Source organism: Tepidibacillus decaturensis, assembly GCF_001561915.1.
In the GTDB taxonomy this organism is placed as follows: Bacteria; Bacillota; Bacilli; order Tepidibacillales; family Tepidibacillaceae; genus Tepidibacillus_B; species Tepidibacillus_B infernus.
In genome coordinates this window covers 1,677,054-1,698,710 of sequence record NZ_LSKU01000001.1, presented here as the reverse complement: position 1 = coordinate 1,698,710, position 21,657 = coordinate 1,677,054, and the positions used below count along the sequence as shown (strand labels likewise).

The following is a 21,657-nucleotide window of genomic DNA, read 5'->3' as shown; positions in this document are numbered from 1 at the left end:
AAAAGGAGGAGAGTCATTGTGAGGAAAACTGTGATTGTAAGTGGCGCTCGTACACCATTTGGGAAATTAGGTGGAGCATTCAAATCCATGTCGGCATCCGAGCTAGGTGGAATTGCGATACGGGGAGCCCTAGATCGGGGGAGAGTTCAAAATGATTGGGTAGATGAAGTGATAATGGGGATGGTTCTGCAAGGTGGAGCAGGCCAAATCCCTTCTCGACAAGCAGCAAGGAAAGCAAGATTGGATTGGGATGTTCCTACAGAGACGATTAACAAGGTTTGTGCTTCAGGCTTACGAAGTGTGACCTTAGGTGACCAGATCATTCGTAGTGGGGATGCGGATACGATTGTCGCTGGGGGAATGGAGAGTATGAGCCAAGCTCCCTATGCGTTGAAAAATGGAAGATTCGGAATGCGGATGGGGAATGACGAGTTGATCGATATCATGGTTCATGATGGCTTAATCTGTGCCTTTCATAATGTTCACATGGCGGTTCATGGAAGTAATGTGGCTAAGGAATATGAAATTTCCCGTGAAGCACAGGATGAATGGGCGTTACGTAGCCACCAACTTGCTATTACAGCGATCGATAATGGCAAATTAGCCGAAGAGATTGTTCCTGTCACCATTAAGGAAAAAAAGATTTCGCTGGTTGTTGATACAGACGAATCACCGAGAAGAGATACGAGCTTAGGAAAACTAGCAACATTACCCCCGGTATTTACTCAGGATGGGAGCGTTACAGCAGGAAATGCACCAGGAATTAATGACGGGGCAGCAGCGATGGTACTGATGTCAGAAGAAAAGGCTCAAGAATATGGTTTGCAACCATTAGCAACCATTCTCGGTCATACACAAGTTGCAGTGGAAGCTCCTTATTTAGCCATTGCCCCTGGTCAAGCGATTAATAAATTGTTGATAAAGACAGGATATACGATTGACCAAATCGATCTGATTGAGGTGAACGAAGCCTTTGCTTCCGTCGTTTTAACCAGTGCCACAATTGTCAAATGGAACCCGGAAAAAGTGAATGTCAATGGGGGAGCGATTGCCCTTGGTCATCCAATTGGCGCAAGCGGAACGAGAATCTTACTCACCCTAATTTATGAATTAAAACGTCGTGGTGGAGGATTGGGAATAGCAGCCATCTGTAGTGGTGGCGGTCAAGGGGATGCTATTCTTGTTCAAGTTTAGAGTTTATGTTCTTCGTTTGATTGATGTAATGGTAGGTTATTGAAGTTTGGGTATAAGGTTGGGATATTGAAAGGGGTTGAGGAAAGTGTCCATACAAAAGATCATGGTGATCGGAGCAGGACAGATGGGAAGCGGAATTGCCCAAGTGGCTGCTCAAACAGGTTTTCAAGTTATTCTGCAAGATATTAAAGATGAATATCTTGCACGAGGTCTAAAGGTGATTGAAAAAAATCTTACTCACAATATCGAAAAGGGAAAAATCTCAGTAGAAGAAAAGGAGCAGATCCTTGCTCGATTCCAACTGACGACGGAATTAGGATTGGCGAGTGAGGCGGACTTCATTATTGAGGCTGCAACGGAAAATATGGGAACCAAAACGAAAATCTTTCAAGAACTTGATCAAATCGCTAGACCCGACGTGATTCTAGCAAGCAATACTTCCTCATTACCGATTACGGAAATTGCAGCGGTAACTGGTCGACCAAATCAAGTGATTGGAATGCACTTCATGAATCCGGTTCCTGTGATGCCACTAGTGGAAGTGATTCGTGGATTAGCTACAACGGATGTTGTGTACCAAACAGTTGAAAATTTAGCCAAAACAATGAAGAAAACACCTGTAGAAGTGAATGATTTTCCAGGTTTTATCTCCAATCGTGTTTTATTGCCGATGATTAATGAGGCTATCTATACCGTCTATGAAGGAGTGGCCACACCAGAAGCCGTGGATCAAGTGATGAAGCTAGGGATGAATCATCCGATGGGTCCTTTAGAATTAGCCGATTTTATTGGCTTGGATACTTGCTTGTCAATCATGGAGATTCTTCATGAGGGATTAGGGGATTCCAAATATCGCCCTTGTCCACTTTTACGAAAGTATGTTAAAGCTGGATGGCTTGGTCGAAAAACAGGACGTGGTTTCTATGTCTATGAATAAGATGAATCTTCATTTTACCGAAGAGCAAGAGTATATACGAAAAATGGTACGGGATTTTGCGAAAAACGAGATTGCCTCAATTGCAGCCCAAATCGATGTAAGTGATCAATTTCCTTTGGAGTTAATCAAGAAAATGGGGAAACTTGGTCTTCTAGGTATTCCAATCCCAGAAGAGTGGGGTGGGGTAGGTGCTGATTTTATTTCCTATATTGCTACAATCGAAGAGATTTCAAAAGCAAGTGCTGCGGTTGGTGTCATTCTAGCGGTACATACTTCCGTTGGAACTTTACCCATCCTCAACTTTGGTACAGAGGAACAAAAGGGAAAATATGTAACAAAGCTAGCAAAAGGGGAGATGATTGGTGCCTTTGCATTGACAGAACCACAGGCAGGTTCAGATGCTGGAAGAATTAAACTTATAGCGATCGACAAAGATGATCATTATCAATTGGATGGAAGCAAAATCTTCATTACCAATGGTGGAGTTGCAGATCTCTATGTAACCTTTGCCGTTACCGATCCAACCAAAGGAACAAAGGGAATTTCGGCTTTTATTGTAGAGAAGGATACGCCCGGGTTTACGATTGGCAAAAAGGAAAAAAAGATGGGACTTCATGGTTCCAATACAACGATGCTTCATTTTGATCAGGCCAAAGTACCAAAAGCTAATCAGTTAGGGCAAGTAGGTGAAGGCTTCAAAATTGCAATGTCCAATTTAGACGGGGGACGAATCGGTATTGGTGCTCAGGCACTAGGAATCGCGCAAGCAGCCCTTGAAGCAAGTATCCAGTATGCGAAAGAAAGAAAACAGTTTGGACAGCCGATTTCTACCTTTCAAGCGATCCAGTGGAAGCTTGCAGATATGGCCACACAGATTGAAGCAGCAAGATTACTCATCTATCAAGCAGCATCAGTTCATCAAGCAAAGGGGAATAGTACAAAATTGTCATCCATGGCCAAAATGTTTGCCAGTGATGTCGCGATGAAAGTGACAACAGAAGCGGTTCAGATTATGGGCGGATACGGGTATATGAGAGATTATCCAGTTGAGCGATATTTTCGAGATGCGAAGATTACACAAATTTACGAAGGTACAAATCAAATTCAGCGAATGGTGATTGCGAATCAACTATTTAAATAGAAAGCTTTGGGGGAATGAGTGATATGGATTTTCGTTTAACTGAGGAGCAAGAAATGTTTCGGAAGATGGTACGGGACTTTGCGGAGAATGAGGTGAAACCAACAGTGGCACTTAGGGATGAACAAGAGTTTTTTGATCGAGAGATATTTGAAAAGATTGCAGAATTAGGACTTACAGGGATTCCTTGGCCAGAGGAATATGGTGGGGCAGAATCAGACTTTTTGAGTTATGTGATTGCCGTTGAAGAGCTTTCAAGAGTCGATGCATCGGTTGGCGTTACCTTGTCAGCCCATATATCTTTAGCCAGTTGGCCCATCTATAAGTTTGGCAATGAGGAACAGAAAATGAAATACTTAAAGCCTCTAGCAACGGGAGAAAAACTAGGTGCTTTTGCAATTACGGAAAATGGTGCTGGGTCTGATGCTGCCAATCTCAGAACCACGGCGGTGAAGGATGGGGATGATTACCTGATCAATGGTTCAAAGATTTTTACAACAAACGGAATGGAGGCAGACACCTATATTGTCTTTGCCACTACAGATAAAGGAAAAAAACATAAAGGGATCAGTGCCTTTATTTTAGAAAAAGGGATGGAAGGCTTTACCTTTGGAAAGAAAGAAAAGAAGTTAGGAATTCGTTCATCTACAACCGTTGAATTGCATTTTGAGAACGTACGGGTTCCAAAAGAAAATTTATTAGGGGAAGAAGGGCAAGGGTTCAAAATTGCAATGATGACATTAGATGGTGGAAGAAATGGAATTGCGGCACAAGCGGTTGGAATTGCTCAAGGAGCCTTGGATGCAGCGCTGAACTATGCGAAGGATCGGGTTCAATTTGGCAAACCGATTAGCGCCCAACAAGGGATTCAATTCAAACTCGCAGATATGGCAACAAAAGTTGAAGCATCAAGACTCTTAACCTATCAAGCAGCATGGCTAGAGGATCACGGTCTTCCATATAGCAAACAATCGGCCATGGCCAAATTGATGGCTGGAGATACGGCGATGGAGGTTACCACTGAAGCCGTTCAAATCTTTGGTGGATATGGCTATACCAGAGATTATCCAGTAGAACGGATGATGCGAGATGCCAAAATTACGCAAATCTATGAGGGCACAAATGAGATTCAACGGGTAGTTATAGCTAACTACTTATTGAAAGAGTAATGAAAAAATAGAAAAGGTGTATATGATCTCCTTAATTTGACACTGAACATTGAAATTGAAATGGAGGTTTGTCCATGAAAAGGAAAATTAAAAAAGCCGCGGTGATAGGTTCAGGGGTGATGGGTTCAGGAATCGCAGCCCATCTGGCCAATGTAGGAATATCTGTTTATCTATTGGATATCGTTCCAACGCAACTAACGCTTGATGAAGAGAAAAAAGGTCTTACACTTGATCATCCAGCAGTAAGAAATCGACTGGCAGCTACTGCAAAACAAGCTCTATTAAAAACGAAACCTTCGCCACTCTACTCAGTTGAAGATGCTGACATCATCCAAATCGGCAATCTGGAAGATGATTTGCATCGTTTATCAGAGGTGGATTGGATCGTCGAAGTTGTTGTGGAAAATCTAGCAATAAAAAAGAAAGTGCTAGAAACGATTGAAACATATCGTAAGCCAGGAACCATTGTCAGTTCCAATACATCAGGGATATCGATTAACGAAATGGTGGCGGATCGATCCGATGAATTCAAAAAGCACTTCTTAGGTACTCATTTCTTCAATCCACCACGCTATATGAAACTATTAGAAGTAATTCCTGCAGAAACAACCGATTCAGAAATTGTGGAATTTATGATGGATTTTGGTGAGAACGTCCTTGGCAAAGGAATTGTGTTGGCAAAGGATACACCTAACTTTATTGCCAACCGAATTGGCACATATGGATTAATGGTTACCATACATGAGATGGAGAAGATGGAATTACGGGCAGATGCGGTGGATTTGATAACAGGACCATTAATGGGACGGCCAAAAAGCGCCTCTTTCCGAACGTTAGATTTGGTTGGAATCGATACATTTGTCCATGTGGCCAATAATGTAAGAGACAACTCAGAGGATGAAGAGGAAAAACGCGTCTTTACGATTCCAAGTTATATTCTTGAAATGGTAAAACAGGGATGGATTGGTGATAAGAACAAGCAAGGTTTTTATAAAAAGGTGATGACTGAAAAGGGCAAAGAAATCTTTGTATTTGACCAGAAGACAATGGAATATGTGCCAAAGGAAAAATTCAAATCGGCATCCGTTGAAATGGCGAAACAGACCAAAACCCTAAAAGATAAATTAAAGACACTTGTTTATGGCAAAGATGAAGCGGCACAATTTGCTTGGAACACGTTAAAACAAGTATTGCTCTATTCAGCCAATAAATTAGGTGAGATCGCTGACGATATTGTGAATATCGATCAAGCGATGAAATGGGGGTTTAACTGGGAATTAGGACCTTTTGAAATCTGGGATGCCATTGGTGTTGAAAAATCTGTAAAACGAATGGAAGAAGAGGGTGTTCAGATTCCTCTATTTGTAAAAACACTTCTAGAAAGTGGTAAAACTCATTTCTATGAGAAAGTAGAAAGCAAACGATTCTATCTGTCTATGAATGGAAACTTTGAAAGCATTTCAAAAAATCCTAAGAAAATTTCTTTAGCCGACTTAAAAGAACAAAAGAAGGTGATCAAGTCTAATTCTGGTGCTAGTCTTATTGATTTAGGCGATGATGTGGCTTTACTTGAATTTCATTCTCCGAATAATTCGATCGCTACGGATATTATTTCGATGATCAACCAGAGCGCAGAAGAAGTGTCGAGGAACTATCGAGGTCTTGTGATTGGCAATGAGTCGAAGAATTTTAGCGTTGGTGCCAATTTAATGATGATTTTAATGGAAGCACAGGATGAAAATTGGGATGAATTAGACTTAATGATTCGGATGTTCCAAGATGCCAACATGAAGTTGAAATATTTAGATAAGCCTGTTGTAGCTGCACCTTTTGGAATGACATTAGGTGGTGGTGCCGAAGTCGCATTTGGAGCGGACTATGTTCAGGCGGCCGCAGAAACCTATATGGGACTTGTCGAGGTTGGTGTTGGCGTCATCCCTAGTGGGGGCGGAACGAAAGAATTATTACTTCGCAGTCTGGAAGGAATTCCAGATGGTCTAACAATGGATGTTCAGCCACTTGTGAATCGAGCATTCGAAACGATTGCGATGGCAAAAGTTTCGACGAGCGCAAAAGATGCAAAAACGCTTGGTTATCTCAGAAAGCAGGATAGAATATCAGTGAATCGGGATACGCAAATCTATGATGCGAAACAAGCGGTTATAGCACTTGATCAACTTAGCTATCGGCCACCAAAGCCAAAGAAAATTCCAGTAGTAGGAGAAACGGGCTATAACACTTTACGCCTAGGAATTTATTCCTTCCTCGTTAGTGGCATGATTAGTGAACATGATCAAAAGATTGTTGAGAAATTAGCCTTTATTCTCGCAGGAGGTAGTGTACCAGCCAATACAATGGTTTCCGAACAATATTTGCTCGATTTAGAACGGGAAGCATTTTTAAGCTTGGTTGGTGAACCAAAAACACAAGCAAGAATGCAATATATGTTAACAACTGGGAAACCACTTCGAAACTAAAGGAGAGGATGGAAAATGAGAGAGGCTGTCATTGTTGCAGCAGTAAGAACTGCGGTGGGTAAAGCACCTAAAGGCATGTTAAAGGATACTCGCCCTGATGACTTAGGAGTCTATGTAATTGAAGAATTATTACGTCGAACACCAGGTTTAAAACCAGAAGAAATTGATGATGTAATCATCGGTTGTGCTTTTCCAGAGGCGGAGCAGGGAATGAATATGGCTAGGAATATTGTCTTGCGTGCGGGATTACCAAAAACCGTTCCAGGAATGACGGTGAACCGTTATTGTTCCTCTGGGATTCAGACGATTGCAATTGCAGCTGAAAAAATTATGGTCGGGTTTGCTGATGTGGTTATTGCCGGTGGCGCAGAGAGTATGAGTATGATTCCAATGGGTGGCAATAAGCTAGCTCCGAATCCATGGTTAATGGAACATATGCCAGAAGCTTATATGGCGATGGGATTAACGGCAGAACAAGTCGCAAAGCAATTCGAAGTCTCTAGAGAAGAACAGGATGCTTTCGCATTACAAAGTCATCAGCGAGCAGCAAAGGCAATTGCGGAAGGGAAATTCAAAGAGGAAATCGTCCCTGTTAAGGTAACGAAAACAATGATGGATGAAACAGGCAAGGTACGTAAAGAAGAGATTATCTTTGACACCGATGAAGGGGTTCGTACGGATACGTCAATGGAAGCATTAGCAAAGTTAAAACCCGCATTTATGGCAAATGGCACGGTGACAGCGGGGAACTCCTCACAAACCAGTGATGGGGCTGCTGCAGTGATGGTCATGTCAAGGGAAAAGGCCGAGGAACTTGGATTAAAACCAATCGCTCGTTTTATAAGTTATGCAGTATCAGGTGTTGCACCAGATATCATGGGAATTGGGCCTGTAACGGCGATTCCAAAAGCACTCGAAAGAGCAGGATTAACACTTGAGGATATTGATCTGTTTGAATTAAATGAAGCCTTTGCCGCACAAGCAGTTTATGTCATTCGCGAATTAGGACTTGATCCAGAAAAAGTAAATGTTAATGGTGGAGCAATTGCACTCGGGCACCCATTAGGCTGCACAGGTGCCAAACTCTCTGTGACACTCTTACATGAATTAAAACGAAGAAATGGAAGATATGGTGTGGTTTCGATGTGTATTGGCGGAGGAATGGGAGCCGCAGGAGTCTTTGAACTGTTATAAAAATAATAGATGTGATGGAGGGGATTCGGATGGAAGATAAAAAGCAAATCAAAGGTGGTAGTTTTTTAATTGAGGATGTAAAGCCAACAGATATTTTTACACCAGAGGATTTTAATGAGGAGCATGTGATGATCGCTAAAACGACATGGGACTTTGTCGAAGGAGAAATCCTCCCTCAAGCTGAGGCGATCGAACACAAAAATTTTGATTTGGTTGTGAAACTATTAAAAGAAGCAGGAGAATTAGGGCTACTCGGTGCAGATGTACCTGAGGAATATGGCGGAATTGGGTTAGATAAGATCAGCTCGTCCTTAATTACGGAGAATATCGCAAAAGCAGGATCATTTGCCTTAAGTCATGGAGCGCACGTCGGGATTGGTTCACTTCCCATTGTGTTTTTTGGAAATGAAGATCAACGTCAAAAATATCTCCCAGCTTTAGCATCTGGGGAGAAGATCGCCGCTTACGCCTTAACCGAACCTACATCAGGCTCTGATGCATTAGGGGCAAAGGCAACCGCCGTATTAAGTGAAGATGGCAAATATTATATTTTAAACGGAACGAAACAGTTTATTACCAATGCAGGTTTTGCTGATGTCTTTGTCGTTTATGCGAAAGTTGATGGGGATAAATTTTCTGCTTTTATCGTGGAGAGAGAGTTCGAAGGCGTATCAGTTGGACCGGAGGAAAAGAAAATGGGAATCCGTGGTTCTTCGACTCGTCCATTGATCCTTGAGGATGCAAAGGTTCCAATGGAAAATCTTTTAGGGGAAGTCGGAAAAGGTCATGTGATCGCCTTTAATATCTTAAATATTGGTCGATACAAATTGGGAATTGGTACAGTGGGTTCTTCCAAACGAGTAATTGATCTTGCGGTGAAGTATGCCAAGGAACGGAAGCAGTTCAAGACCCCGATTAGCTCATTCCCACTGATTCAGGAGAAGTTGGCAGATATGGTAATTCGAACGTATGTGAATGAGACCACTGTTTATCGGACGGGTGGATTAATTGAGGATTCATTAAACGCATTAAAAGGTGTCAAAGAAGACGAAGGGCGAAAAGTGGCTAATGGAATTGCCGAATATGCAATTGAATGTTCCATAAACAAAATTTACGGTTCAGAAGCCTTAGATTTTGTTGTAGATGAAGGGGTTCAAATCCATGGAGGGTATGGCTTTATTGAGGAATATGAAATTGAGAGATTGTATCGAGATTCTCGAATCAATCGAATTTTTGAGGGAACGAACGAGATTAACCGTCTTTTAATCCCGGGAACTCTATTGAAAAAGGCATTAAAAGGCGAACTCCCACTTTTAGCAAAAGCACAAGGGTTACAACAAGAACTGATGGGAATCATGCCTTCCATACTTGAAGAAACTCCATTAAACCAAGAAAAGGATCTGCTAGAAAAAACCAAGAAAATGGCACTAATGGTGGCTGGAATCGCAGTTCAAAAATATCAACAAAAGCTAGAACAGGAACAAGAAATTTTGCGCAATATTTCCGATATGATCATCGAAATCTATGGATTAGAAAGTATTCTTTTACGGACATTAAAATCCATAAACAAGGTCGGCGTAGAGAAGTCTATCCAAAAGATTGAAATGACCCAAGTCTACTTCCAAGAGACTTTTGAAAGATTGTCTCAACTAGCAAAGGTGACCCTAGCGTCGTTGGAAGAGGGAGATGTGTTAAGAACACAACTCTCGATCTTAAAGAAACTCACTCGTTACACCCCTATCAACACGGTTCAAATAAAACGCAACATTGCTGCACGTATTTTGGAGGCGGAGAAATACGTGGTGTAAGGAAATGAAAGAGGATGGCTGTAGAAAGCCATCCTCGCAGGGAGTGTCAAAAGGATTTTGAACCCTTGTGTCGAATATGTTGAATATAATGATAGTTGATCAGTAGGGAGACAATTCATGTAATGGAAAAAGGATCAAGATTTACTTACAAATTGAAGAAATATATCAATATTATTTTATTGATTTTGATTGTGACCATTAGTTTTATTTTTTATAAGATTCAAACCTATGAACAAATAGAAGTTTTACAAAAACCAAAATATCATTTTTTTGTGATTTTGCAAAGTTCTGTTGATCCATTTTGGGAGGAGATTAGGCTTGGAATTGAGAAGGCAGCCAAACAGAATAATGTGGCAGTCGAATTTAATAGTCCTAGATTTAACAATCCTGAAGAAGAATTAAAATATCTAGATATTGCTGTAGCTTCACATGTTGACGGTATTATTACCCATGTATCACCTAATGCGAATTTTAAGGATGTAATAGATAGAGCTTATCTAAAAAATATACCTGTGGTAACTGTGGAAAATGATGATGTAAATAGTAGCAGAAATGCCTTTGTTGGTACAAATAGCTTCCTGCTTGGAAAAGAGGCAGGAAATTTAATGGTTCAAGCAACAGCCGGAAAAGCAAAAATTGCTATTATCATGAACAATGATTATGAACTGGATGAAGTAAGTCAAAATCTTAAAATTAACGGTTTCTTCAGTACAATAAGAGATTATAAAGAAATGGAAGTCATAAAAATATTTAGTTCAAGGCTAGGGATTTTAAGCGCGGAGGAGATCACTCAATCTATCCTAAAAGATTATCCTCAAGTAAATGCGATCTATACAACTAACTCAGTAGATACTTTAGGTTCAGCTCAAGTTATCGTTGATAGTAATAAAGTTGGGGTTGTTACATTAGTTGGTTATGGTGATACAGAAAACATCCTAAGATATATCGGGAAAAGTATTATATATGGTACTGTAATGAGCGATCCATACAAAATGGGTTATGAAAGTATTGAAGCATTAATAGATATTAAAGAAAAAAAGACAACATCTACTTTTATCGATACAGGAGTAAAAGTGATTACGATGAAAAATCTGCAAGATTATCAAAATATCAGATATAGTAAAGTAGAATAGACGGTGAAGAGATGTTCAAGAGCTTGTTTCGTTTTACAGGGATTAGAAAAAAACTGATGATTTACTATTTAATTACAATTATTTTATTAGGGGCAACCAGTACTTTTTCGTATTATAATGCCAAATTAATGCTGTCGAAAGTAAAAGATATTTTTGTAGACTATATTTATTTAAATAATTTAAATAACGAAGTGACATTACTTACAACAGAGGTAGAAAAATATCTAACATCTAAATCATCGGATGCTCTTTTAAATTATTACACTTATTATAATCGCCTTCAGGAAAAATCAGCAAAGATCTCTAGAGAACCCAGTTTTGAGTTGGATGATCTAATGTTGAAAGATATAGGGTATATGATTGATCATTTACTTGAAGAAACCGATCGTGCCATAATGGCTAAAAGGGGAAGAATTAGTAGTGAATATATAGCAAGTTTTAAAAGATCTAATGAAATAAGTGAATATATTAAATTTTATATTAATAATCTTTTAAATATGAAATTGCAAAACGGATCAGCAAAATATCAACTGCTAACCAAAAATATGTCTTTTATTAGTTATCTTAATTTATTGTTGATTATATCCTCGCTAATTATCAATATTTTTCTTGCTATTTTCTTTACTTATCGTTTAACAAAACCAATCATTGAGTTGTCTCATTCAGCGGAAAGAATATCAAAGGGCGACTTTGATATTGAACCAGTGAAGATAGAAACAAATGATGAGATCAATCTATTAGTGAAAGCGTTTAATAAAATGGTCGTCAATATCAAAAGTTATATTGATGACATAAAAGGACAGGCTGAAATTGAAAATAGACTGAAAGAGCAGGAAATGCAAAATCTGAAGATGAAAAGTCTGTTAAAAGATGCTGAGCTTAAATCACTTCAATCACAAATAAACCCACATTTTCTGTTTAATACATTAAATACCGCAGCACAGTTAGCTATGTTAGAAGGAGCAGATAAATCATCACAATTTATCGACAATATGTCCGAATTATTCAGATACAAATTGAGAAAGCTTGATCAACCTGTAACCTTAAGAGATGAATTAGCTAATGTTAAGAACTATATGTACATTCTAAAAACCAGATTTGGCGATCGAATATCTTTTAATATTGATATTGATGAAACGATACTTGAAGCAAAGATCCCTTGTACGATTATTCAACCAATTGTTGAAAACGCTTTTATACATGGGCTAGAAGATATTGAAAGAAATGGTGAGATTTATCTTAGCATTAAGGCTAAGGGGAATAAAATATATATTGAAGTTCGAGATAATGGAAAGGGTATGAATAAAAAAGAAATAAAAGCAATTGTCTCAGATCGTAGCAACTCTTCTAAGGGACATGTTACAGGTATCGGGTTACAAAACGTAATAGACAGATTACGTTTGTTCTTTAATATTTACGATATAGAGGAAGTTATTAAAATAGAGAGTGTAATTGATATGGGAACGAGTGTTATACTTATGATCCCAAATAATAAGGACGTGGTTTATCATGATTAAACTGTTAATCGTCGATGATGAGCAAATTGTTCTTGATTCAATAAAGTATATTGTAGATAAATTTATTGATCAGGCAACTATAGTAGGTACTGCCAGATCGGGGAGAGAAGCAATTGAAAAGGCTGTAGACCTAAAGCCGGATGCCATTTTCATAGATATTCGCATGCCAGGAATCAATGGGATCGAAGCGATTAGACAGATCAAGGCGGAAAATAATCATGTTGTATTTGTCATTATTACAGCCCATGAGTATTTTGATTATGCAATTGATGCAATTAATTTGGGTGTTATTGACTATTTACTTAAGCCATTAAACAAGCAAAAAGTGATTGATGTAATCAAAAAAATAATAGAAAAAGTTTCTTTAAGGAAAGAAGAATTAAAACAAGGAATTTTATTAAAGGAAAAAATGAATAAAGTAGTTCCATTTATGGAAGGCCAGTTTGTTTATTCCCTACTTATAAATGGTAGATTGGCAGAAGATATATCCTTTTATGAGGAAATGCTCGGCACAAAATTAGACTATGGTTATATTATAGTAGCAATAATTAATGGTACGGATAGCTTATCAAAAGAGGAAAATATGAAGTCTCATTTTTTAAAACAGAAATTTTATGACAATTTTAGTATGGAACTTAAAAGAGAATGTTTTTGTTTAGTTGGTCCACCACAATTAGATAGAATTGTTGCATATATCCCTATACAGGATGATTTAAATAATGATAATAATAAAAATAATTCGATTAACATTGCTAAGAAAGTAACTGAAAAAATAGATAAAATAATGAAAATCAATTATAGAATAGGAGTGGGTAATTGTTATCATTCCAATCATTTTTCAAAGTCTTATAACGAAGCGATCATGGCAGCAACCGTTTCTGATGAAGAGACAATAACACACTATAAAGATGTTGTGATGTCTATAGACAAAATGGATGATTATTCAACTAATAAGATAGAACAGATTCTTATTGATAGTATATTATCTGGAAATACAACAGGCACTTTAGAGGCCTTTGATGAAATTTATTGGTGGTACTCTACTCATTATAAGAATGATATTGACAAAATAAAATCAAAGTTAATCGAACTGTTAATTGTATTACGAAGGACTATTCCCTACAAAATAGAAGAAAACAATACATCCCTTCAAAATTTTTTAATCAATCTTTTAAAAATTGACAATCATCAAGAGCTTAGAATCAACTATATGAACTACTTAAAAAAATTTATAATAATTTTAGAAGAGTCTAGAGCAAATGAATTAAATGGCTTAATATTGGAAGCGATTCAGTTTATTCATCATCATTATGAAAATAATATCACCTTAGATGATGTTGCGAAAGAGATCAATATGAGTTATCACTATTTCAGCAAATTTTTTAAAGAATCGACTGGAAAGAATTTTGTTGATTATCTTACTGACTTAAGGATCGAAAAATCAAAGGAATTGCTAAAGACGACCTCAATTAGTATTAAGGAAATAGGTTACAAGGTTGGCTACAGCGATCCGAATTACTTTAGCAAAATATTTAAGAAAAGTACAGGACTAACACCGACAGAATATAGAGAAAATAAAGGTTCGGGTGAGGTGATATCTTGGTGAAAAAGACGAGTTTTCTCAATATAATAACCATATCGCTTCTCATGATATTATTAGTACTTATTTATCTGACAGTCTTAACTTTAATCTCCAGATCTTCTGATCAAAGTACAAATCAGGGCAATGATAATGAGGTTGAGGATAAAATTAAAATTGGCTTCTCTTTAGGCACTTTAAAAGAAGAGCGTTGGATTAGAGATAGAGATATTTTAATGGCGAAGGTTAAAGAACTGGGTCAAGAGATTATCGTTCAAAACGCTAATAATGATGACCAAGATCAGTTGGAACAAGTCAAATATCTTCTAGATCAAGGGATTGATGTGCTAGTCATTGTACCAAATGATCTAAAGAAGGCCGCAAACGCAGTTGAACTAGCAAAAAAAGCAGGAGTAAAAGTGATTTCTTATGACAGGTTAGTATTGAATTCAGATATTGATGTCTATTTATCTTTTAATAATGTAAAAGTTGGAGAACTAATGGCAGAATATGTTTTAAACAAAATACAAACTGGTAATATTTTGATTATCAATGGTGCTAAGAGTGACCATAACACAAAGATGATTAAAGAAGGTTATGATAAAATATTAAATCCTCTAGTAAAAAATAAAAGAATACAAATCATTAATGAAGAATGGGCACCTAATTGGATGAAAGAATATGCGTTTAAAGTCGTTGATAACGATCTTCAAAAGGGGAGAAGAATAGATGCGATTATTGCAGGGAATGACGGACTTGCTGAGGGTGCCATTGAGGCATTATCTGAATATAGAATGGCTGGTAAAATCATTGTGGTGGGGCAGGATGCAGACCTTGCAGCCAGTCAAAGAATAGTAGAAGGCACTCAATATATGACAGTCTACAAACCAATAGAAAAGCTTGCTGATATAGCAGCAAGTTTGGCAATTAAATTGGCAAAAGGAGAAAATTTAGAAATAGAAGAGACGATATTTAATGGTAAATATGATGTTCCCTATTACTCACTGGAGCCTATTGCTGTCACGAAGGATAATATTGATGAGACCATTATCAAAGATGGCTTCCATTTACGAAATGCGGTATATAGGAATCTTGAATAAAAGAACGGATAAACAGGCTAACATTTTAGGTCTGTTTTTTTTGTCATAAAAAAATACATTTCTTTTTTGTTACAAAATCATCTCAGCAAAATATTATAGCATTTGCTTAAAAAAGACTAAGGTAAAAAATGAGATAAAAGGATATGATTTAACCAGTTGAGAAACCGCTTACATATCTCAAATATGATGAGGAGGCGTCAAGATGAAAAAAAGTAAAATTTTATTATTCTTGCTTGCTGTTATTATGATTGTAACATTATTTACGGGTTGTGGCAGTAAAGAAACTACAACGACCAATGGTACTGGGGAAAAGGTCAGTGATACCGGTAAAACCATCAAAGTTGGGATATCTTTACCTACACAAAGAGAGGAAAGATGGGTAAGAGATAAAGAAAAAATGGAGGAGGTTGCTAAAGAAGCAGGTATAGAATTAATCGTTAAAGTGGCTGATGCAAATATGCAAGAACAAATTTCACAAGTTGAATCCTTGTTAACTCAAGGTATTGATGTGTTAATTTTAGCTCCACATGATGCTTCAGCAGCTGCAACATTAGTAGAAAAGGCAACAAATGAAGGAGTTCCGGTAATCTCATATGACCGTTTAATTACGAATACAGAGAAACTAGGCTATTATTTATCATTTGATAATGTAAAGGTTGGAGAGTTACAAGGTAAATATATAACAGAAAAAGTACCGGAAGGTAAATATATCATCATGTCAGGTGCTCCAACAGATAACAATGCAAAGCTATTTAAAGAAGGAGCAATGAAATACATTCAACCACTGATTGATGCTGGCAAGATTCAAGTTATTGCTGAACAAGCAGTAGAAAACTGGGTACCTGAAAATGCTTTAAAGATAGTTGAAGCTGCATTAGCTGCAAATAACAATCAAGTTGATGCCATTCTTGCACCAAATGATGGGACTGCAGGTGCTGCGATCCAGGCATTAGCCGCCCAAGGGCTCGCTGGTAGTGTTCCAATTACAGGGCAAGATGCAGAGAAAGCAGCCGCAAAAAGAATCATGGAGGGTACTCAGTCCATGACGATCTTCAAAGATACAAGAGAACTAGGTAAAAAAGCTATTGAAATGGCCATCCAACTAGCTAACGGTCAAAAAGTTGAAACGAATGGCGAAGTAGACAATGGTAAGATCAATGTCCCATCTGTACTACTTGAACCACAAGTCGTAACTAAGGACAATTTAGTTAAGGTGTTAGTTGAAAGTGGATATATTAGTGAAAATGATTTGAAATAGTTTATGTATGTTTGTGGATTGGGGAATAGCTGACAGGTTATTCCTCTATCTTTTAGAAAGGATGAAAGATTCAAATGAACGACTATGTGTTAGACATGATTAATATCGTAAAAGAATTTCCTGGAGTACGAGCCCTTGACAATGTGGATTTTAAAGTAAAAAAAGGGGAAATCCATGCATTGGTTGGGGAAAATGGAGCTGGAAAATCAACGTTGATGAAGGTTTTAAGCGGTGTTTATCCTTATGGAAGCTATAAAGGAAAAATATTATTGAACGGCAAGGAACAAAAATTCCAAACTATTAAGGATAGCGAAGCGGCTGGTATTGGTATCATTTATCAGGAATTAGCATTAATAAAGGAAATGTCAATCGCTGAGAATATATATCTAGGAAATGAATTTGCAAAACATGGTGTAATCAATTGGAATAAGGCGATGTTTAAAACTAAAGAGTTATTAAAAGAAATCGGACTATCTGAAAACCCAGATACAAAAGTGATCAATTTAGGAATCGGGAAACAACAGTTGGTAGAAATAGCTAAAGCATTATCTAAACATGTAAATATACTGATCTTCGATGAACCTACCGCAGCGCTTAATGAAGATGATTCAGAAAATCTATTAAATATTATAAGAAAATTAAAAGAACAAGGGATTAGCTGCATTTATATTTCCCATAAACTAAAAGAAGTTAAAGAGATTGCTGATACCATTACCATTTTGAGAGATGGAAAAACCATTGGAACTTATCCTAATCAGGATAGCTTCACAATAGATAAAATGATAACTGGAATGGTTGGCAGGGAGCTTACCCAACTTTTTCCAAGAAAAGAACACATTCCTGGTGAAGTAGTCTTGGAGGTTAAAGATTGGACGGTTTATAATCCAGAACTTCCAGATAAAAAAACCATTGATCGTATCAGTTTTACAGCAAGAAAAGGAGAAATTCTTGGTATTGCTGGATTAATGGGAGCAGGTAGAACGGAGTTAATGATGAGTTTATTTGGAGCTTATGGAGTTAATAAATCTGGAGAGATCTATATTGATGGTAAAAAAGAAACGATTAAAGATCCTAGAGAATCAATTGTAAAAGGATTATGTTACCTTTCAGAGGATCGAAAAAAAACAGGATTAGTTTTAATGATGGATATAAAAGAAAATATTACCCTAGCCAGTCTAAATAAAATTTCTAATATTCGAGGAATTAATGAGAATGAAGAAATTAGAATATCAAATCATTATGTAGAGCTTCTAAAAATTAAAACTCCTTCTATTGAACAAAAAACTCAGAATTTAAGCGGTGGAAACCAGCAAAAGGTAGTGATCTCTAAATGGCTTATGGCTACCCCAAAAATTTTAATACTGGATGAGCCAACCAGAGGAATAGATGTGGGAGCAAAATATGAAATCTACAATATTATGAATGATCTAGTTGATCAAGGGGTAAGCATTATCATGATTTCTTCCGAGTTACCTGAAATATTAGGGATAAGTGATCGAATTCTTGTTATGCATGAAGGAAAATTAACGGCTGAATTGGACTGGAAGGAAGCAAGCCAGGAGAAAATTATGCATTATGCAACTGGTGGTATAAATGAATAAACTGCTGGGATTTAAAGGAGGCTTTAGAATGACAACAAAATCTGGAAGTCAAACCTCATTAGAAATCATCAAGTTTTCAATGAGAAACAATATAAGACAATATACGATGTTTATTGCTTTAATCGGTATCATGTTCATTTTTTCTATGATAAATGATGTATTTTTCACCCCAAGAAACTTATCTACTCTATTTATGCAAACAGCTCATATTGCAATTCTTGCAAGTGGCACAGTATTAGTGATTGTTGCCGGTCACATTGATCTATCCATTGGTGCAGTTGTTGGCCTTACAGGAGCGATTGCAGCTATTCTTCAAGTAAATTATGGACTAGGTGTTGTACCCGCAATTGTAGTTACATTAGCTATAGGTGCACTTATAGGATTATGGCAAGGATATTGGGTAGCTTATAGAGATGTGCCTGCTTTTATCGTCACTTTGGCTGGAATGATGATTTTTAATGGATTATTATTGGGGGTTACAAAAGGAGAAACCATTGCAACAAGCAACACCTTTAACAAAATCGGCCAAGATTATATTCCAACACTTTTTGTAGAAAATTCACCAAAAGATTTGCTTCCACATGATACAACAATTATATTTTTGGTTTTAATCGTTATAGGTTATTTGTGGTATGAAATAAAGAGAAGAAAAGAACGAATCAATTATGGGTTTGAAATTTTACCTTTAAAATTGTTTCTTCTTAAGATTGGTTTAATTACATCATTAATAACGGTTATCTTTTTAATTATGGCACTTTATTTAGGAATTCCTTATTCAATTTTGATTTTAATGGTGATTGGTAGTATCTATACGTTCATCACAACAAAAACAACCTTCGGTAGACACGTATATGCAATAGGTGGTAATAAAGAAGCAGCCAAATTATCAGGGATTAATATTAGACAACGAACATTATGGATATTTATTTCTTCAGGTATTCTTGGTGCCATTGGTGGTATTATATATACGGCAAGAGTTGGATCAGCAGCTGCATCGGCAGGGCAAGGGATGGAACTTGATGTTATTGCAGCAGCAATTATTGGTGGTACAAGTACATTAGGGGGACAAGGTACAATCATCGGTGCAATCATTGGTGCTTTAGTCATGTCTACCTTGAATAACGGTATGCTGTTACTAGATGTAGGTACAACAGAAAGGCTCATTGTCAGAGGATTGGTTTTATTATTAGCCGTATGGATTGATATATCATCCCGTAAAAGAAATGCCTAGCAAAAAAGCTTAGCAGAGATTTTTTCTCCGCTAAGCTTTTCTCATTTTAATAATAATATTGTGGGTTTTCTCGATAGTTGTTTCTAACTTCAAGGAAACGATAGAAAGCTTTTGCTGCAACAGCACGAGTAACTTTCTCGTTCGGTTTGAAGTTGGTACCATCTCCATTCATAATCTGAAGAGCAGACACAATCGCAACATGGCCAGGGTATTTTAATTGATCCTGATCTTTAAATTTGATTGCGAACAATCCTTTTGTTTGCGCTAACTTGTCATATCCTAATGCTTTTACGACAAATTGAGCCAATTCTTCGCGTGTTATTGCTTCATCTGGCTTAAATTCTTTGTTTTTATCTATGGTAATGAGGTTACGTCTTACCGCATCTTCAACAAAAGCATAGTAAGCAGATTCTTTACCTACATCTTTAAAGCTTTGTTGGCCTCTCGTGTCAATATATGGATAATAGTTGCCACCACTTTGTGCCATGATAAACATTTTAATCAATTCACCACGGGTGATGTTGGCATCAGGAAGGACTTTGCCGTCTTTTACATCCAATGCTTTGTAATTCACCATCACTTGAAGCTCTTTTTCTGCCCAGTGGCCTTTAATATCTACAGGTTGCACTTTATCTTGGATAATTGAGCCATCTTCTCTACTTCTCCATTCACCTGTTGTGGCATCAAGGAAAGTAGGGGCATAATTGTATTTATACATATTTGTATCCTTTGGCCGGTAAACAAGGTAAGCCTTTCTCGTTTGTTCTTGTGAGGTGGGCTTTCCATAGATTGTATAGGAAGGATATGGAGCAAAATAGACAAGCTCTAAATCTACCTTACTTAACATGATTTCTTTAGCTTTTTCCATATCTATGGTTTTGGGTAATTCTTTTGGATAATTCACAACTCCCCAATAGGAATCATAGTTCGTTACTTTTCCAGTTTTTAAGTTTACATTCACATTGATGTTTTCTCGATCAGTCGGAATACCATGAACAAGACGTCTAAAGTTAAAGTATGCACGACCTTCTTGTGACATTAGTTCTGTATTTTCTACATCTTGTAGATAAACCTCATGGGCTTTAGAAGGTGAGAAGGTTTTAACAGCATCAATTGCTACTTGTTTAGCTTGTTCATAAGTGAGTTTATTCTTATCTGTATCTTTTGTCGCAGTATAATCATCCATATAGAAGCTGAGAAGTTCGCCTGTTATCGCATCAATCGCCATACTGGAATAAGACCGTTTATCTTCATTTGCGAAGGAAATATTCCATGCAGCATGACCACTTGGATAGTAGTTAGAATTATAATAGAGGCTTTGAAGTTTTAGATCGTCTACTGAGAATTTTTTAATTAAATCTTCAGCGATTTTTGTAATTTGTTCTTCTGTCAATTCTTTACCTTCTTTAGGTGCAGAAGCTAATGGTTGATCTACGATGGGCTTAAATGTTGATGCATCCACTGCTTTAGGCTGGCCTGGTAAATAGAAGGTTTCACCTGTTTTTGCATTGATGTATTGAGGTTCTAAGGATGTATAAGCTAAGTAAACTATACCATTCCCTTTATATTGTCGATATGGAAGTATAAAAGAAAGATTGATGTTAAATTGTTCAGCAAATTTAGCTTTTGCTTCTTCAGCTGTAAGATATTGATCAGCATCCTCAAATTCAATGTCTCCAGTAAAGTTATAATTGAAATTGGTGACTTCCCCATCCCCATTGACTTGTACATAAATGCTTTGGTCACTAAATGGAATCCCATTTACCATTCGACGATAGGGGAAAGAGTAATAAACAGGTCCATTTAATGGGGGTTGGTAATTGGCGAGAAAATTAGGATCGACTTCAACCTGATTTAAGAGATCTGGATAGATTTTTTTAACATATTCATCCGCAATTTTCTTTGCTTCTTCTAGGCTTACTTTCGCAGGGTACATTGAAGGAGATTCTTTGTACTGATAACTATCTAGTGATAATAGTATACCTTCGTTTGCATCAATTGTTACGGATATGTGTGCCTTTGTCTGGTTATTCTCTTCTAGTCTCCAATATAGGCTCCATGCTGCTCTATTGGGATAACCCCAATTGGAAGAAAAATTAACACTGTTAAGCTTGTAATCATCTGGGATCGTTACATACTTTTTAGCAAGCTCAATCGCTTCGTCTTTTTGAATTTTCGCTGAAGTGACAGCAATTTTTTCTGCTTGAGTCATTGTAGATGGGATAACTTCTTCTGCGGCAAAAGTTAAAGCTGGGAAGGAAGTAAAGACTAACGCACTTGCTAGTGAAACAGATAGAATTGCTTTTGTTCCTTTTTTCATT

At 37.3% G+C, this 21,657-nt stretch carries 15 protein-coding genes; 14 read left to right on the top strand and 1 reads right to left on the bottom strand.

Annotated features, from left to right (window positions below):
- Nucleotides 1-18 precede the first annotated feature (18 nt).
- The 14 genes from U473_RS08080 to U473_RS08015 all read left to right on the top strand — a co-directional run bounded on the left by U473_RS08080 (nucleotide 19) and on the right by U473_RS08015 (nucleotide 19,336).
- Entirely contained in the window at nucleotides 19-1,194 is a 1,176-nt protein-coding gene (locus tag U473_RS08080) for an acetyl-CoA C-acetyltransferase (protein WP_068725162.1), read from the top strand.
- 85 nt (nucleotides 1,195-1,279) lie between these two features.
- The gene (locus U473_RS08075; RefSeq protein ID WP_068725160.1) at nucleotides 1,280-2,131 is read left to right on the top strand and encodes a 3-hydroxybutyryl-CoA dehydrogenase; all 852 of its coding nucleotides are present in this window, start codon (nucleotides 1,280-1,282) and stop codon (nucleotides 2,129-2,131) included.
- A 1-nt stretch (nucleotide 2,132) separates the two neighbouring features.
- Nucleotides 2,133-3,272, top strand: a complete 1,140-nt coding sequence (locus U473_RS08070) for an acyl-CoA dehydrogenase (RefSeq protein ID WP_068727555.1) — start codon at nucleotides 2,133-2,135, stop codon at nucleotides 3,270-3,272.
- A 23-nt stretch (nucleotides 3,273-3,295) separates the two neighbouring features.
- Nucleotides 3,296-4,438, top strand: a complete 1,143-nt coding sequence (locus U473_RS08065) for an acyl-CoA dehydrogenase (RefSeq protein WP_068725157.1) — start codon at nucleotides 3,296-3,298, stop codon at nucleotides 4,436-4,438.
- Between the two features lie 74 nt (nucleotides 4,439-4,512).
- Complete coding sequence (locus U473_RS08060; protein ID WP_068725155.1) at nucleotides 4,513-6,915, top strand: 3-hydroxyacyl-CoA dehydrogenase/enoyl-CoA hydratase family protein; 2,403 nt, start codon at nucleotides 4,513-4,515, stop codon at nucleotides 6,913-6,915.
- A 15-nt stretch (nucleotides 6,916-6,930) separates the two neighbouring features.
- Nucleotides 6,931-8,109: an acetyl-CoA C-acetyltransferase gene (locus U473_RS08055; RefSeq protein WP_068725153.1), complete on the top strand. Its 1,179-nt coding sequence runs from the start codon at nucleotides 6,931-6,933 to the stop codon at nucleotides 8,107-8,109.
- 29 nt (nucleotides 8,110-8,138) lie between these two features.
- Complete coding sequence (locus U473_RS08050; protein WP_068725151.1) at nucleotides 8,139-9,917, top strand: acyl-CoA dehydrogenase family protein; 1,779 nt, start codon at nucleotides 8,139-8,141, stop codon at nucleotides 9,915-9,917.
- Between the two features lie 122 nt (nucleotides 9,918-10,039).
- On the top strand, nucleotides 10,040-11,050 hold the full coding sequence (locus U473_RS08045; protein ID WP_068725148.1) for a substrate-binding domain-containing protein: 1,011 nt from the start codon (nucleotides 10,040-10,042) through the stop codon (nucleotides 11,048-11,050).
- A 23-nt stretch (nucleotides 11,051-11,073) separates the two neighbouring features.
- Nucleotides 11,074-12,567 carry a sensor histidine kinase gene (locus U473_RS08040; RefSeq protein ID WP_201024168.1) on the top strand — a complete coding sequence of 498 codons (1,494 nt, stop codon included), beginning with the start codon at nucleotides 11,074-11,076 and terminating at the stop codon, nucleotides 12,565-12,567.
- A complete protein-coding gene (locus tag U473_RS08035) occupies nucleotides 12,560-14,173 on the top strand; it encodes a response regulator transcription factor (protein ID WP_068725144.1) in 1,614 nt (537 codons plus the stop codon). The genes U473_RS08040 and U473_RS08035 overlap by 8 nt, the downstream gene beginning before the upstream one ends.
- Nucleotides 14,170-15,246: a sugar ABC transporter substrate-binding protein gene (locus tag U473_RS08030; protein ID WP_201024166.1), complete on the top strand. Its 1,077-nt coding sequence runs from the start codon at nucleotides 14,170-14,172 to the stop codon at nucleotides 15,244-15,246. Before U473_RS08035 ends, U473_RS08030 begins: the two co-directional genes overlap by 4 nt.
- 202 nt (nucleotides 15,247-15,448) lie before the next feature.
- Complete coding sequence (locus U473_RS08025; RefSeq protein WP_068725142.1) at nucleotides 15,449-16,504, top strand: substrate-binding domain-containing protein; 1,056 nt, start codon at nucleotides 15,449-15,451, stop codon at nucleotides 16,502-16,504.
- Nucleotides 16,505-16,578: 74 nt separating this feature from the next.
- Entirely contained in the window at nucleotides 16,579-18,105 is a 1,527-nt protein-coding gene (locus U473_RS08020) for a xylose ABC transporter ATP-binding protein (RefSeq protein ID WP_068725140.1), read from the top strand.
- 28 nt (nucleotides 18,106-18,133) lie between these two features.
- The gene (locus U473_RS08015; RefSeq protein ID WP_068725138.1) at nucleotides 18,134-19,336 is read left to right on the top strand and encodes a sugar ABC transporter permease; all 1,203 of its coding nucleotides are present in this window, start codon (nucleotides 18,134-18,136) and stop codon (nucleotides 19,334-19,336) included.
- Between the two features lie 46 nt (nucleotides 19,337-19,382).
- Here U473_RS08015 and U473_RS08010 read toward each other — a convergent pair whose 3' ends face one another.
- Nucleotides 19,383-21,656, bottom strand: a complete 2,274-nt coding sequence (locus U473_RS08010) for a YcdB/YcdC domain-containing protein (RefSeq protein ID WP_068725136.1) — start codon at nucleotides 21,654-21,656, stop codon at nucleotides 19,383-19,385.
- Nucleotide 21,657 lies beyond the last annotated feature (1 nt).

Bases quoted from the DNA above. Each gene is read 5' to 3' on its own strand.
- U473_RS08070 (WP_068727555.1), top strand. From the start codon at position 2,133: ATGAATCTTCATTTTACCGAAGAGCAAGAGTATATACGAAAAATGGTA.
- U473_RS08065 (WP_068725157.1), top strand. From the start codon at position 3,296: ATGGATTTTCGTTTAACTGAGGAGCAAGAAATGTTTCGGAAGATGGTA.
- U473_RS08060 (WP_068725155.1), top strand. From the start codon at position 4,513: ATGAAAAGGAAAATTAAAAAAGCCGCGGTGATAGGTTCAGGGGTGATG.
- U473_RS08055 (WP_068725153.1), top strand. From the start codon at position 6,931: ATGAGAGAGGCTGTCATTGTTGCAGCAGTAAGAACTGCGGTGGGTAAA.
- U473_RS08050 (WP_068725151.1), top strand. From the start codon at position 8,139: ATGGAAGATAAAAAGCAAATCAAAGGTGGTAGTTTTTTAATTGAGGAT.
- U473_RS08045 (WP_068725148.1), top strand. From the start codon at position 10,040: ATGGAAAAAGGATCAAGATTTACTTACAAATTGAAGAAATATATCAAT.
- U473_RS08035 (WP_068725144.1), top strand. From the start codon at position 12,560: ATGATTAAACTGTTAATCGTCGATGATGAGCAAATTGTTCTTGATTCA.
- U473_RS08025 (WP_068725142.1), top strand. From the start codon at position 15,449: ATGAAAAAAAGTAAAATTTTATTATTCTTGCTTGCTGTTATTATGATT.
- U473_RS08020 (WP_068725140.1), top strand. From the start codon at position 16,579: ATGAACGACTATGTGTTAGACATGATTAATATCGTAAAAGAATTTCCT.
- U473_RS08015 (WP_068725138.1), top strand. From the start codon at position 18,134: ATGACAACAAAATCTGGAAGTCAAACCTCATTAGAAATCATCAAGTTT.
- U473_RS08010 (WP_068725136.1), bottom strand. From the start codon at position 21,656: ATGAAAAAAGGAACAAAAGCAATTCTATCTGTTTCACTAGCAAGTGCG.